This window comes from Rahnella sp. JUb53, assembly GCF_004346065.1.
Lineage (GTDB): Bacteria > Pseudomonadota > Gammaproteobacteria > Enterobacterales > Enterobacteriaceae > Rahnella > Rahnella variigena.
On sequence record NZ_SLYT01000003.1, the window covers coordinates 481,546 to 496,282 of the forward strand.

Sequence of the window (14,737 nt, forward strand, 5' to 3'; positions counted from 1 at the left end):
GGGACAACAACATCCGTGGGAGTAAGTGATAAACGTGCGCCACTATAGCAGAAGAGTCATAAGTCAGACATCTTCGATTACCGGCGCTTACTGATTTTTACTTATAAGACAGAGCCCTTATAAGACAGAGCACTGATAAAAACGGGGCCGCAGCCCCTTATTTCTAAATTACATGCTGGCAGTGACGAAAGACTGCTGCTGGGCTTCGCTGGCCAGTCGCTGTTTCAGCTGTTCGGCCTGCTGGCGGGTGCTGAACGGACCAAGCTGCACGCGATAGGTGCTGCCATTGGCCTGTACTTTACCGGGTACAGAGAAACGCTGGCTGAGGCTTTTTTGCCACAGTTGCGCATTCTGAGGATTACTCAGTGCGCCAACCTGCACCATAAATCCCGAGGAAGGAACGGCAGTGGTATGCGCAGGCGCTGCGGAAGCCGCAGTTGCTGCAACCGGCGCGGCACTGGCGACAGCAACCGGTGCTGCCACCGGTTCGCTGCCTTCTAACACCCCCTGACGCAGAGGTGTTGGCGCACTCAGAAATCCACCGCCGCTGCTGTTACCGGACATCGTGGTCGCTGCTGGCGCAGAGGCTACGGCGGCGTTGTTATCTTCGTCATTGGTTAATGGCGCAGCATTCGGATTACTTAGGGTGCTGTTGCTGATCGGACGCACATCTGAAGTATCGACCGGTTGAGTGCTCAGCGTCGGCGTGCCCATGCTGCTGGCACCTAAACTTGGACGTGACGGCAGGGCGTAAGATTGTTTAGCGACAGTCGTACCAATCGTACCCGGTCCGGACAATGTACCGTCTTGCGCCACATTGATGAAATCGATACGGACTTTAGTGCTGTTGGTCAGATTCAGGCGATCTGCGGCTGCCTGTGACAGGTCAATTATTTTGCCCGGCACATAAGGACCACGGTCGTTAACACGCACAACCAGCATACGGCCTGTTGCCATGTTGGTGACGCGAACATAGCTTGGGATCGGCAGTGTCGGGTGCGCGGCGGTCATGGCACTCGGGTCGAATTCTTCACCGATTGCCGTGGTATTGCCGCCATTTTCCTGACCGTACCAGGCAGCCTGACCGACCTGAGAGAAGTTAGACGGGTCTTTGATGATCTTATAGGTTTTACCGTTGACGGTATAATCCTGCATCGTGCCCTGATTATAAGGTTCGTAACGCGGATCAGCCCCGCCGATTTCCACCACAGGGCCGTTATAGGCTTGTTGCGGTGCCGGTTGTTGTTGCTGGGTATCTTCAGTGGCGCAACCACTTAACAGCAAACCGATAATGACAGCTCCAAGCCACTCCTTACGCATTGCTCACCTCTATAAATTTTTTGACAACATTTTTCGATGAGTATGTATCGACATGACGATACCAAACCCTGCCATTAGCACGATGAGTGCTGACCCGCCATAGCTGACCAGAGGCAAAGGTACCCCAACTACCGGGACAATACCACTGACCATGCCGATGTTAACAAAGACATAAACGAACAGAATCAGCATCAGTCCGCCGGACATGACACGCCCGAAAGTTGTTTGCGCATTGGCGGCGATCACCAGACCACGCATGATCAGGCACAGGTACAGCCCCAGCAGCACCAGCACGCCAATCAGGCCCAGTTCTTCGGCCAGTACGGCAAAGATAAAGTCGGTGTGTCGTTCCGGCAAGAATTCCAGCTGTGACTGCGTACCGTGCAGCCAGCCTTTACCGGATAGTCCGCCCGAACCGATAGCAATTTTCGACTGAATAATATGATAGCCGGCTCCCAGCGGATCGCTTTCCGGATCGAGGAGCATCATTACGCGGTCACGCTGATAATCGTGCATCAGGAAGAACCACAAAATCGGGATAAACGCGGCAACCAGAATGGCGGCGACGGCGATCAGTTTCCAGCTCATACCGGAAAGAAACAGCACAAACAGACCTGAGGCGGCAATCAGAATCGAGGTGCCGAGATCGGGCTGCGCGGCCACCAGCAGGGTAGGGATAAAAATCAGCGCCAGTGCGATAGCGGTATTTTTCAGTGACGGCGGACAGACGTCGCGGTTGATAAAGCGCGCGACCATTAACGGCACGGCGATCTTCGCCAGTTCCGACGGCTGGAATTTGATAATCCCCAGATCCAGCCAGCGCTGCGCACCTTTACTGATACTGCCGAACGCATCTACCAGCACTAACAGGAAGACGCAGAAGATATAAAGATAGGGCGCCCAGCTTTCATAAACGCGCGGGGGAATTTGCGCCATGACCAGCATGATCACCAGACCCATCAGGATCTGGCCGATTTTACGCTCCATCATGCCCATATCCTGACCGCTGGCGCTCCACATGACAAACGCACTGTACGTCAGCAGCGCAAGTATGATCAGCAACATCGTCAGGTCGATATGCATTTTCGACCACAATGATCTTTTCTGTTGGTTCTCAGTCATTGACGGTTAATCACCTTCGGTTCCCGGCGGCGCTGGCGCGTCAGCCGGTAATTGTGTCGTATTGTCGCCCAGTAAAATATGGTCGAGTATCTGGCGGGAAATGGTCCCCACTGCCGGACCCGCACCGCCGTTCTCCAGCACCACGGCCACGGCCACAGTCGGTTTATCGTACGGTGCGAAAGAGGTCATCAGCTTATGGTCACGCAGATGCTCAGCGATTTTATGCGCATTATAGATTTCATTGGCTTTCAAACCGTAAACTTGTGCTGTCCCCGATTTGGCCGCTGCTTTGTAAGGCGCATCAGCAAAATATTTGCGCGCAGTCCCGTTTGGTCGGTTAGCTACGCCGTACATCCCGTCTTTGGCAATTTCCCAGTAGCCGGAATGGATATCACCAATTTGCGTGGTTTCCTGTTGCTTATAAGGCACGAGCTGCCCGTCAACTTTGGTACTCAGCAGTAAATGCGGCGTTTTGACATTGCCGTCATTAATCAGCGTGGTCATGGCCTTCATGATTTGGACCGGTGTTGCTGTCCAGTAGCCCTGACCGATACCGACCGGAATGGTGTCGCCCTGATACCACGGCTTTTTGAAGCGTTTAAACTTCCAGTCACGGTTTGGCATATTACCGCTGCGTTCTTCCGATAAATCGATGCCGCTGTAGTGTCCGTAACCAAATTTGCCCATCCACTCGGAAAGACGGTCGATGCCCATATCATAAGCCACCTGATAGAAGAAGGTATCAGCCGATTCCTCAAGTGCTTTGGTGACGTTCAGACGACCATGACCCCAGTGTTTCCAGTCGCGATAACGCTTGTCAGATCCCGGCAACTGCCACCAGCCCGGATCGAACAACGACGTGTTTTTAGTGATTACGCCCGAGGTCAGTGCTGAAACTGAAATGTACGGTTTCACGGTCGAGGCCGGCGGGTAAACACCCTGTGTGGTACGGTTAATCAGCGGTTTGTTCGGGTCGTTAAGAAGACCGCTGTAATCCTTACTGGAGATGCCATCCACAAACAGGTTCGGATCATAACTTGGGTTAGACACCAGCGCGCGGATCGCCCCATCGCGTGGATCGGTCACCACCACCGCGGCACGGCTGCCGGTCAGCAACACTTCAATGTATTGCTGCAAAGGCAGGTCGATAGTCAGGTAAATATCTTTCCCCGCCTGAGGCGGTTCTTCGTGAAGCTGGCGGATAACGCGGCCGCGGTTATTAACTTCTACCTCTTCGTAGCCGGTTTTACCGTGCAGGGTATCTTCGTAATAACGCTCAATGCCGAGCTTACCAATGTCGTGCGTCGCCGCGTAGTTGGCGAGAATACCGTCTTTATCCAGACGTTCTACGTCGCGGTCGTTAATTTTCGACACGTAGCCGATCACGTGCGTCAGTGCAGAGCCGTAAGGATAATAGCGACGCTGATAGCCTTTGACTTCAACGCCGGGGAAATGAAACTGGTTCACGGAGAAACGCGCGACCTGAACTTCGGTCAGGGCTGTTTTTACCGCTATTGAAGTGAAACGCCGCGAGCGCTGACGTTCTTTCTTGAAGTTTTCGATATCTTCATCGGTGAGATCAACAATCGGTCTGAGGCCTTCGAGCGTGGCCTGCAAATCGTCAACCTTTTCCGGCACCAGTTCCAGCTGATAAATCGTCCGGTTCAGCGCCAGCGGGGTGCCGTTACGGTCATAGATAATCCCGCGGCTTGGCGCAATCGGCACCAGCTTGATGCGGTTATCGTTGGAACGGGTTTGGTAATCCTGAAACCGGACGATTTGCAGGTTATAGAGATTGAAGGCCAGGACACCGCTAAGTAGCAGAATGCCGATGAACGCCACCAGTGCACGGCGCACAAAGAGGGCTGATTCAGCCGTATAGTCGCGAAAAGGGTTACGATCTATTTTCATCCCACTACTTAATTCATGTTGCTGACATTCACCACCCGTTATTCGCGGTGGTATGGATGATTAGTGGTAATACTCCAGGCACGGTAAAGACTTTCCGCGACCAGAACCCGAACCAGCGGGTGAGGAAGTGTCAACGGAGAGAGCGACCAGCTCTGTTCCGCCGCCGCCTTGCAGGCCGGAGCTAATCCTTCCGGACCGCCGATCAGCAGGCTGACATTACGTCCGTCCTGTTTCCAGCGTTCCAGTTGCTGCGCCAGTTGCGGGGTTTCCCACGGTGTCCCTGGAATATCCAGCGTCACGATGCGATTCCCTTTTCCGACCGCGGCCAGCATCAGCTCGCCTTCTTTCTCAAGAATGCGTTTGATATCCGCGTTCTTCCCGCGCTTCCCTGCCGGAACCTCAGTCAGTTCAAACGGCATGTCTTTAGGAAAGCGGTGCAGATAATCGTTAAAACCGGTTTGTACCCAGTCAGGCATTTTAGTGCCGACGGCGACAAGTTGCAGCTTCACGCATCAGCCCCAGAGTTTCTCAAGCTCATACAACTGACGGCTTTCTTCCTGCATAACATGAACGATCACTTCGCCCAGATCGACAACGACCCAGTCAGCTTCGTTGATGCCTTTCACGCCCATCGCATCGAGACCGACGGCTTTGATTTCTTCAACCAAATGCCCGGCGATGGACATAACATGGCGGCTTGATGTGCCGGTACAAATAATCATGCAGTCAGTGATGCTTGATTTACCTTTAACATCAATGGCAATGATGTCTTGTGCTTTCAGGTCGTCGACTTTATCGACAACAAAATCTTGGAGCGCTTTACCTTGCAAAGGTTCCCCCTGGGGATGTTTGAAACAATTGACACCACAAGACGTTCGCCGGTGCGGCACCGAAGCGACAATCAGTCTCATGATGGATAAACATAGCGGTTATCAGGAAAACAGCCTAAAACGTTTAACAATCAATACATTGTATTGGTGAGTCACGTAGCGTTATCGAGAGCCGAAATTAAGCGGCGCAGTATAGCACGCGTTCGCTACTGGCGGTACAAGCCCTGCGATTCAATATAGTGCTCAACCGCTGCTGGCAGTAAATCTGAGCAATCTAGCCCCGCATGGCGCCGTTCCCGGATTTCTGTCGCTGAAATATCCAGCAGGGGCGTATTGGCCTGATAAATGAATCCGCAGGGTTTCTGTTTCAGCTTTTCAGCATCAGTCACCCGGTGGGCGTCATACCATTTCTGTAATTCTGGCGTATCGAGACGCTCTTTGTATCCCGGACGCGCCATCACCACCAGATGACAGAAATCCAGCAGTGACGCCCAGCGGTGCCATTTATGCAACGTCAGCAATGAATCCTGCCCAATGATAAACGCCAGCGGGCAATCATCGCCATGTTCTTTACGTAACGTTGCAAGTGTCTCGATGGTGTAGGAGGGCGTATCCACCATCAGTTCGCGGGGATCAACAGAAAACAGCGGATCGGCGGCGACGGCAAGCTCAACCATCTGCAGGCGTTGTTGCGCCGTGGCCTCGGGCTGCGGACGATGCGGCGGGACATTATTGGGCAGCAGGATAACCTGATCAAACCCGGCGATATTCGCCAGACTGGCCACCGGTTTCAGATGACCGTAATGGATCGGATCGAACGTGCCGCCGAAAAAGGCCAGCAACGGTGCAGGGCCGGAGGACAAAGTAAGAGAGGTGTTACGCGGCATAACGGATACCTGACTTCAATACGAACCCAAACCAGCGAAATGGGTGGGTAATGGTTTTCCACATAATAGCATGGAGAGGCTTTCAAGCTCCGACCAGACTGACTGACCATAATCTTGTTTTAGCGTGATTTCCATTTGAGTCAGTAAACGTACGGCCTGAGAAAGTTGCGCTAGCGATAAGCGTTGCAGTGCCTGTGTCACCAGTGCCCGGCGATTTTGCCAGACTTTTTGCTGATCAAACAATGTGCGGAGTGGCGTGTTATCCATTTTACGTTTCAGATTCAACAGCATCAGAAGTTCACGTTGCACGGTGCGCAGTAAAATAACCGGCTCGCTGTCTTCCTGTTGCAGCTGACGCAAAATGTGCCAGGCACGTTTACTTTTCCCCGCAAGCAGAGCATCCAGCCAGTGATATGGCGTAAAATGCGCAGCATCATTCACGGCTTCTTCCACGCGTGGCAGCGTGAGTTTACCATCCGGATAAAGCAGGGAGAGGCGCTCCAGAGACTGCGCTAACGCCAGAAGGTTGCCTTCATAGCAGTAACACAAAAGCTGGTTGGCGGGCTCATCAAGCTCCAGAGATAACTCTTTCGCACGGCGTGAAACCCAGCGCGGCAACTGAGCCTGTTCGGGCGTCTGGCAACTGATGAAAACGCCTTTGTCACTCAGCGCTTTAAACCATGCACTGTTTTCCTGAGCTTTGGTCAGCTTAGTTCCGCGTAACAGCAGCAGGATGTCATCATGCAATAACGTCGTGAGTTTAAGGAGTTGTTCGGCAACCGGCGCTGTCGGACCATTTTCGGGCAGGATAAGCATCAGGGTCTGACGGCTGGCGAAAAGGCTGAGCGCCTGGCAGATGCTGAAGATTGATTCCCATTCAGTATGGTTATCGATGATAAAGGTGTAATGCTCTTCGAAATTAGCCAGCTGCGCCGCTTTGCGGATGCTGTCCTGACTTTCCTGCAGCAACAAAGGCTCGTTGCCACATAACACATAACAAGCGCGCAGCCCCTCACGGAGCTGCGCGGCAAGTTGTTCCGGATAAACTCGGATCATTTTACAGACGTGCTGGACGACGTCGTTGGTGGTACCTCTTTGGTATCCTCAGACGACTTGCTGCCAGCGGATGTACTGGTAGAAATGACTTCTACCTCACGTCCGCCGACATCTTCAGCTTTATGCAGTTCAGACGCATGAACGGTCAGCAACTTACGGATCAGTTGCTGTGCAGCCTGCTGACGCATTTCATCGATAATGATGTCCTGCTCGTTATCTTTTGCCAGCGCCGTTAACGGGTTGTCAAAGAACGAACGGAACACTTTCACGTGGATTGGATAAATATCTTTACCCGGCATCAGTACGGTTGCACTCAGATTCATTTCCATCTGGTACTCAGCGGTTTTACCGTCCTGGAAGATCGACGCGGTACTTTGACCTACTGACTCTGCACCCACGCGCAGCGAAGGAATATCCTTACGCTGCTGTTTGGTTGGATCATCAACAATGGTCACATTGCTAAGACGCAGCTGAGTCCTGATATTACGAGTCATCGGACCATACGGATCCCCACTGTCTAAAACGATTGTTTGCAGTTCGTCGGGAACGTTGGTTTTTCCACGTAAATGGAATCCGCAACCTGCTGTCACCATAACTGCGGCGGTCAGCAGCAGTGTCACTAAGGGATGTCGCACAGATCCTCCTTGACTCAACCTACAACCAGGTTAAGAAGTTTGCCCGGGACGTAGATTACTTTGCGAACCGTAACCCCATCCAGATATTTTGCGACCAAATGCTCTTCTGCCGCACGCTCGCGCACTTGCTGCTCGGTAGCATCAGCGGCTACGGTGATTTTAGCACGCACTTTACCGTTCACCTGTACCACGACCAGCTTAGAGTCTTCAACCATTGCCTTTTCGTCAGCCTGTGGCCACGGCGCGGTATCGACATCGCCTTCACCTTTCAGTGACTGCCAGAGGGTGAAGCATACGTGTGGAGTGAACGGATAAAGCATACGCACAACCGCCAGCAACGCTTCCTGCAGCAACGCACGATCCTGTTCGGTCTCTTGCGGCGCACGCCCCAGTTTATTCATCAGCTCCATCACGGCTGCAATAGCGGTGTTGAAGGTCTGACGACGGCCGATATCATCGGTCACTTTAGCGATCGTTTTGTGCAGGTCGCGACGCAGATCTTTTTGCGCTTCGTTCAGAGAAGCTGCGTCCAGATCAACGGTAGCGCCTTTTGCAGTGTGCTCGAAGGCCAGTTTCCAGACGCGTTTCAGGAAGCGGTTTGCCCCTTCAACGCCTGATTCCTGCCATTCCAGCGTCATTTCAGCCGGTGAAGCGAACATCATAAACAGACGCACAGTATCGGCGCCGTATTTATCTACCATGACCTGCGGGTCGATGCCGTTGTTTTTAGACTTGGACATCTTGCTCATGCCGGCATAAATCAGCTCGCGGCCCTGCGGATCAGTGGCTTTAGTAATGCGGCCTTTTTCGTCACGCTCAACCGTGGCATCTGTCGGAGAAACCCAGATACGTTCGCCGTTGCTGCCGGTGTGGTAGAAGGCGTCAGCCAGAACCATACCCTGACACAGCAGACGTTTTGCCGGTTCGTCAGAATCAACCAGACCTGCGTCACGCATCAGTTTGTGGAAGAAGCGGAAATACATCAGGTGCATGATGGCGTGTTCGATACCACCGACATACTGATCAACCGGCAGCCAGTAGTTGGCAGCAGCCGGATCCAGCATACCTTCGTCATATTGCGGGCAGGTGTAACGCGCGTAATACCAGGAAGATTCCATGAAGGTATCGAAGGTGTCGGTTTCACGCAGACCCGGGATACCGTTCACGGTGGTTTTCGCCCACTCAGGATCGGCTTTGATCGGGCTGGTGATGCCATCCATTACGACGTCTTCCGGCAGAATAACCGGCAGTTGATCTTCTGGTGTAGGAATAACGGTACCGTCTTCCAGCGTGATCATCGGGATTGGTGCACCCCAGTAACGCTGACGGGAAACACCCCAGTCGCGCAGGCGGTAGTTGACTTTGCGCTGACCTACGCCCTGAGCAACCAGTTTGTCGGCAATGGCATTAAAGCCGTCTTCGTGGCTCAGACCGTCAAATTCGCCTGAATTGAACAGCGTGCCTTTCTCGGTCATCGCTTCTGCGCTGACGTCAGGCTGGCTGCCATCAAGATTCAGGATAACCGGTTTAATTTGCAGGTCATATTTAGTGGCGAATTCCCAGTCACGCTGGTCGTGACCTGGAACGGCCATCACGGCGCCGGTGCCGTATTCCATCAGAACGAAGTTAGCGACCCAGATTGGCAGCTTTTCACCAGACAGCGGGTGAATAGCAAACAGACCGGTTGCCATGCCTTTTTTCTCCATTGTTGCCATTTCTGCTTCGGCAACTTTGGTATTGCGGCATTCATCGATGAAATCGGTCAGGGCAGGATTGTTTTGTGCACCCTGTTGCGCCAGCGGATGACCCGCAGCCACGGCGACATAAGTCGCGCCCATGAAGGTGTCCGGACGGGTGGTGTAAACCGTCACTTTTTCGTCGCTGTCTGCCACGTCAAAAGTGATTTCTACGCCTTCGGAACGGCCAATCCAGTTACGCTGCATGGTCTTAACCTGCTCTGGCCAGCTTTCCAGCGTGTCCAGATCGTTAAGCAGCTGATCGGCGTAATCGGTGATTTTGATAAACCACTGAGGAATTTCTTTGCGTTCTACTTTGGTATCACAACGCCAGCAGCAGCCATCGATAACCTGTTCGTTCGCCAGAACGGTCAGGTCATGCGGGCACCAGTTCACCGCGGAGGTCTTCTTATAAACCATGCCTTTTTCATACAGCTTGGTGAAGAACCATTGTTCCCAGCGATAATAATCCGGTTTGCAGGTCGCCACTTCGCGATCCCAGTCATAGCCGAAGCCCAGCAATTTAAGCTGGTTCTTCATGTATTCGATGTTTTCGTACGTCCACGGAGCAGGCGCAGTGTTGTTTTTCACCGCAGCACCTTCAGCAGGCAGGCCGAAAGCATCCCAGCCGATTGGCTGCAGAACGTTTTTGCCGAGCATACGCTGATAACGGGAAATCACGTCACCGATGGTGTAGTTGCGCACGTGTCCCATATGGAGACGACCCGACGGGTAAGGCAACATGGAGAGGCAGTAGTATTTCTCCTTGCCAGGCTGTTCGGTAACTTTGAAGGTTTGCTTCTCTTGCCAGTGAAGCTGAACGTGTGACTCGATGTCTTCTGGACGGTATTGCTCTTGCATGGCGGCCGGTGGTCCTGTGAGTGAAAACAGCTACGCCTGTAGCTCAAAAAGTTTTAATCAAAAGATCCGCATAGCATAGCTGATAAGCGGATGGTGCAACAACACCCAGCGAAGGCTAAAGGGGATTTCTGTCCGCTATTGGCGCAATATTCATAATCTGCGAGCCGGCACGACATAATCTGCGCAACGGATCAGGGATTTACGGCTAAAATAAAGTCAATGCGCTTTCGTCGGGCAAATGATCACGTCAGTTCAAGGAGAAGAAATTATGAGCAATATTACGCAATCTTACCGCCAGCTGGTGGCTTCACTCACTGAACGGTTAAAAAATGGGGAACGTGATATCAGCGCGCTGGTGCAGGATGCCCGTATTGAGCTGCAAAACGAAGGCAAACTGTCTGAAATCCAGATTGAACAGCTAACGTCAGCGGTAAGACGCGACCTGCATGAGTTTGCGCGCAGTTATTCTGAAAATCAGCAGGCAGTAGCAGAAGCTGAAGATGACGGCACGGACAGCGTATTTATGCGGGTGATTAAAGAAAGCCTGTGGAAAGAGCTGGCGGATATGACCGACAAAACCCAGCTGGAATGGAAAGAAGTGTTTAAAGATGTCAGCCATCACGGGATTTATCACAGCGGGGAAGTAGTCGGGCTGGGAAATCTGGTCTGTGAAAACTGTCATTTCAATTTAGCGGTGTATACGCCGGAAATTCTGAGCAAATGTCCTAAGTGCGGCCATACAGAGTTTACGCGCCGTCCGTTTGAGCCTTGATTATCAATAATCAGCCCCGCAAATGCGGGGCTGATTTGTTCCTGTTGCTGGAACTAGTCTGATCAGTGCAGGATTTTCGCCAGGAAGTCCCGCGCACGGTCTGATTCCGGATTATTGAAGAAATCGTCTTTATTACGATCTTCCACAATTTTACCTTCATCCATGAAAATCACGCGGTTAGCCACTTTACGGGCGAAGCCCATTTCGTGCGTGACCACCATCATCGTCATGCCTTCGTTTGCCAGTTCAACCATTACGTCCAGCACTTCGTTGATCATTTCCGGATCAAGCGCAGAAGTCGGTTCGTCAAACAACATGGCGATAGGATCCATACATAACGCACGGGCAATCGCCACACGCTGCTGCTGACCACCGGAAAGCTGACCCGGAAACTTATTGGCATGTGCGGATAAACCGACGCGATCCAGTAATTTCAGGCCTTTGTCTTTTGCTGCGGCTTTATCGCGTTTCAGGACCTTGACCTGTGCCAGCGTCAGGTTATCAATGATAGAAAGGTGCGGGAACAATTCAAAATGCTGGAACACCATGCCCACTTTGGCACGCAGTTGCGCCAGATTGGTTTTCTTATCATTCACTGGCGTGCCGTTAACCAGGATTTGGCCTTTCTGAACCGGCTCCAGACCGTTAACGGTTTTGATCAGCGTCGATTTACCTGAGCCGGAAGGCCCGCAAACCACCACAACTTCACCTTTTTTAACTTCGGTGCTGCAATCGGTAAGCACCTGAAAGTGCCCGTACCATTTAGAAACATTCTTCAGTGAAATCATGAAACGGTCCTTTTCTTCAAATAACGCACCAGCAAGGAAGCACAAAGGCTGATAACAAAGTAAATAAGTCCTGCAAACAGCACCATCTCAACCAGCGTACCGTCGCGGTCGCCAATGTTGGATGCACTGCGGAAGAAGTCCGCGAGGCCCAGAACGTACACCAGCGAAGTATCCTGGAATAATACGATTGCCTGTGTCAGCAGCAGCGGCACCATGGCGCGGAAAGCCTGCGGCAATATAACCAGCTTCATCGACTGCCACTGCGTCATACCCAGCGCCAGTGCGGCAGAAGACTGGCCGCGGGCGATACTGATAATGCCTGCGCGGATGATCTCGGAATAGTAGGCCGCTTCAAACAGCGCAAATGCCACCATCGCTGAAATCAGGCGGATATCGGTTTTCGGTGACAGCCCGAGCACTTTCTGTAAAAAGCCCGGCACAATCAGATAGAACCACAACAACACCATCACCAGCGGAACGGCACGGAACAGATTGACGTAGGCAGAAGCAAACCAGCTGATCGGTTTAAACGTCGATAAACGCATCACCGCCAGCAACGTGCCCCACAAAATACCGACCACAATCGCCAGTGACGTAATCTTCAGCGTAATGACCATGCCTTGCCACAGATAGGGCAGACCGGGACCAATAGAACTCCAGTCAAATTCATGCATGCTTATTTACCTCCCATGTTGCCCGGCAGGCGGACTTTCCGTTCTACAAAGTGCATCAGCAGCATGATGACGGCATTAATCAGAACATAAGCCAGGGTAATCGCGGTGAAAGACTCATACGCATGCGCGGAGTAATCCAGCAATTTACCGGCCTGTGCCGCCATATCGACCAGACCAATCGTCGAGGCGATGGCGGAGTTTTTAACAAGGTTGACCATCTCAGAAGTCATCGGCGGCACAATCACGCGATAAGCATTCGGCAAAAGCACATAACGGTAGGTTTGTGGCAGGGTCAGACCCATCGCCAGTCCCGCGTTGCGTTGCCCGCTTGGCAGTGACTGAATCGCAGCACGCACCTGCTCGCACACGCGGGCAGCGGTGAACAAACCGAGACAAATCACAGATGAGGTGAAGAATTGCACGTCCGGCGCCAGTTCAGATTTAAACCACATGCCGATATTTTCCGGCAGTAATTCAGGGACCACCAGATACCAGATGAAGAACTGAACGATCAATGGGACGTTACGGAATAACTCAACGTAACACGTACCAATGCCTGATAGGACGCGATTGGGGACGGTACGTAAGATACCGAACAGAGAGCCGACGAAGAAGGCGATGATCCATGCGCAAATTGACAGTGCGACAGTGACCTGAAATCCATTCCAAATCCAGCCCAGATAAGTGGTATTGCCAAAGGGCGCTTGTTGCAGAAAAATGCCCCAGTTCCAATCTATTGACATAAAAACTCCGTAAAACGGGTAATGAATTACCCTCTGAGTGATGACGTAATTCCGCCTAAAGTGAATGGGAAGAAACGCGGGGTGGGGAACGACCACCCCGCATCTTTATCATCACAGGCTGGTGGGCCAGCCTTATATTTTAGTCACTTTTCACTCTTCTCTTGGTTATACCTGTCTGTCTGGTATTTCTTACAGCGCTTTATCGTTTGGCGCTTTGAACAGAGCTTTCATGTCGTCAGACAGTTCAAAGTTCATGTTCAGGTTTTTAGGAGGAATTGGTTTTTTGAACCAGGTTTCAAACCATTTAGTGGCTTCACCGGAGGTCTGCGCTTTCACGATGGTGTCATCAACCAGTTTTTTGAACTCCGCATCGTCTTTACGCATCATGCAGCCATAAGCTTCTTTGGACTGCGGCGTGCCGATGATTTCCCAGTTATCAGGTTTTTTGGCTTTAGCACGTTCACCGGCCAGCAGGGCATCGTCCATCATAAAGGCAACAGCACGGCCAGTTTCCAGCGTACGGAAGGAGTCACCGTGGTCTTTCGCGCTGATGATGCGCAGATCCAGTTTCTTCTCTTCGTTAAGCTTGTTGAGCAGCACTTCTGAGGTAGTACCGGAAGTCACCACCACAGTTTTGCCTTTCAGATCAGCAAAATCTTTAATGTCGGAGCCTTTTTTCACCAGCAGGCGGGTACCAATCACGAAGATGGTGTCAGAGAACGCGGCCTGTTGCTGACGTTCCAGGTTGTTGGTGGTTGAACCGCACTCAAAATCGTAGGTCCCATTTTGCAACAGCGGGATACGGTTCTGGGAAGTGATCGGCATCATCTTGACTTGCAGGTTTGGCAGGTCGAGTTTTTTCTTCACGGCATCGACGATAGCGTCAGAGTAGTCCTGTGAATAACCCACGACTTTTTGTTCGTTATTGTAATAAGAGAAGGGCACTGAGGATTCGCGGTGACCCACAACGATAACGCCGTTGTCTTTAATTTTTTTCAGGGTACCGGTCAGTTCTTCTGCGTGAGCAAAGCTGCTTACGGTAACGCTTGCCAACAGTACTGATAATGCCAATTTGCGCAATTGCATGTCCAACTCCTTGCTGTCATTAGGGATCCAAACTCAGGGATCAGAAAGTACTAATGCCTCGTCATATGAAGCTAGAAAATAGCTGAATGTGAATATTATGAAACCATATTGTTTCTTTTTTGAGACGAGACGCGCACCAATTCGAAGCAATCAAATGGCTGCGCACTGAAAAAGTGCATGAGGATCAGCCTGTTTGTATCAAAATGATGCATCCCGTCGCAAAAAATCACTAAACAGATATCTTTCAATCAGATGTAGCAAGACTCGTGCCAGATAGCCCGATTTAACTTCATTAGCCGTCATTCCTGCAGCGCTA

The 14,737-nt window shown here is 51.8% G+C and carries 14 protein-coding genes; 1 reads left to right on the forward strand and 13 read right to left on the reverse strand.

Annotated elements, in window-relative coordinates:
* Positions 1 to 168 precede the first annotated feature (168 nt).
* From rlpA to leuS, 9 genes are all read right to left on the reverse strand, one after another.
* On the reverse strand, positions 169 to 1,320 hold the full coding sequence (gene rlpA, locus EC840_RS09990; protein WP_132965144.1) for an endolytic peptidoglycan transglycosylase RlpA: 1,152 nt from the start codon (positions 1,318 to 1,320) through the stop codon (positions 169 to 171).
* 9 nt (positions 1,321 to 1,329) lie between these two features.
* A complete protein-coding gene (gene mrdB / locus EC840_RS09995) occupies positions 1,330 to 2,442 on the reverse strand; it encodes a peptidoglycan glycosyltransferase MrdB (protein WP_112287630.1) in 1,113 nt (370 codons plus the stop codon).
* Between the two features lie 6 nt (positions 2,443 to 2,448).
* On the reverse strand, positions 2,449 to 4,353 hold the full coding sequence (gene mrdA / locus EC840_RS10000; RefSeq protein WP_113876061.1) for a peptidoglycan DD-transpeptidase MrdA: 1,905 nt from the start codon (positions 4,351 to 4,353) through the stop codon (positions 2,449 to 2,451).
* A 38-nt stretch (positions 4,354 to 4,391) separates the two neighbouring features.
* Complete coding sequence (rlmH, locus tag EC840_RS10005; RefSeq protein WP_112287631.1) at positions 4,392 to 4,862, reverse strand: 23S rRNA (pseudouridine(1915)-N(3))-methyltransferase RlmH; 471 nt, start codon at positions 4,860 to 4,862, stop codon at positions 4,392 to 4,394.
* Positions 4,863 to 4,865: 3 nt separating this feature from the next.
* On the reverse strand, positions 4,866 to 5,183 hold the full coding sequence (gene rsfS / locus EC840_RS10010; RefSeq protein ID WP_015698163.1) for a ribosome silencing factor: 318 nt from the start codon (positions 5,181 to 5,183) through the stop codon (positions 4,866 to 4,868).
* A gap of 206 nt (positions 5,184 to 5,389) precedes the next feature.
* Positions 5,390 to 6,070, reverse strand: a complete 681-nt coding sequence (nadD, locus tag EC840_RS10015) for a nicotinate-nucleotide adenylyltransferase (protein ID WP_132965146.1) — start codon at positions 6,068 to 6,070, stop codon at positions 5,390 to 5,392.
* A 15-nt stretch (positions 6,071 to 6,085) separates the two neighbouring features.
* Positions 6,086 to 7,126, reverse strand: a complete 1,041-nt coding sequence (gene holA / locus EC840_RS10020; RefSeq protein WP_132965148.1) for a DNA polymerase III subunit delta — start codon at positions 7,124 to 7,126, stop codon at positions 6,086 to 6,088.
* The gene (lptE, locus tag EC840_RS10025) at positions 7,123 to 7,761 is read right to left on the reverse strand and encodes an LPS assembly lipoprotein LptE (RefSeq protein WP_165929019.1); all 639 of its coding nucleotides are present in this window, start codon (positions 7,759 to 7,761) and stop codon (positions 7,123 to 7,125) included. Before lptE ends, holA begins: the two co-directional genes overlap by 4 nt.
* A gap of 14 nt (positions 7,762 to 7,775) precedes the next feature.
* Complete coding sequence (leuS, locus tag EC840_RS10030; protein ID WP_113876058.1) at positions 7,776 to 10,358, reverse strand: leucine--tRNA ligase; 2,583 nt, start codon at positions 10,356 to 10,358, stop codon at positions 7,776 to 7,778.
* Between the two features lie 268 nt (positions 10,359 to 10,626).
* Here leuS and EC840_RS10035 point away from each other — a divergent pair, with 268 nt between their 5' ends.
* Positions 10,627 to 11,130, forward strand: a complete 504-nt coding sequence (locus EC840_RS10035) for a zinc ribbon-containing protein (protein WP_112287636.1) — start codon at positions 10,627 to 10,629, stop codon at positions 11,128 to 11,130.
* Positions 11,131 to 11,192: 62 nt separating this feature from the next.
* Here EC840_RS10035 and EC840_RS10040 read toward each other — a convergent pair whose 3' ends face one another.
* From EC840_RS10040 to EC840_RS10055, 4 genes are all read right to left on the reverse strand, one after another.
* The gene (locus EC840_RS10040; RefSeq protein WP_095921160.1) at positions 11,193 to 11,918 is read right to left on the reverse strand and encodes an amino acid ABC transporter ATP-binding protein; all 726 of its coding nucleotides are present in this window, start codon (positions 11,916 to 11,918) and stop codon (positions 11,193 to 11,195) included.
* A complete protein-coding gene (gltK, locus tag EC840_RS10045) occupies positions 11,915 to 12,592 on the reverse strand; it encodes a glutamate/aspartate ABC transporter permease GltK (RefSeq protein WP_013576487.1) in 678 nt (225 codons plus the stop codon). Before gltK ends, EC840_RS10040 begins: the two co-directional genes overlap by 4 nt.
* A 2-nt stretch (positions 12,593 to 12,594) precedes the next feature.
* The gene (locus EC840_RS10050; protein WP_112287638.1) at positions 12,595 to 13,335 is read right to left on the reverse strand and encodes an amino acid ABC transporter permease; all 741 of its coding nucleotides are present in this window, start codon (positions 13,333 to 13,335) and stop codon (positions 12,595 to 12,597) included.
* A 189-nt stretch (positions 13,336 to 13,524) separates the two neighbouring features.
* Entirely contained in the window at positions 13,525 to 14,421 is an 897-nt protein-coding gene (locus EC840_RS10055) for an amino acid ABC transporter substrate-binding protein (RefSeq protein ID WP_112287639.1), read from the reverse strand.
* Positions 14,422 to 14,737 lie beyond the last annotated feature (316 nt).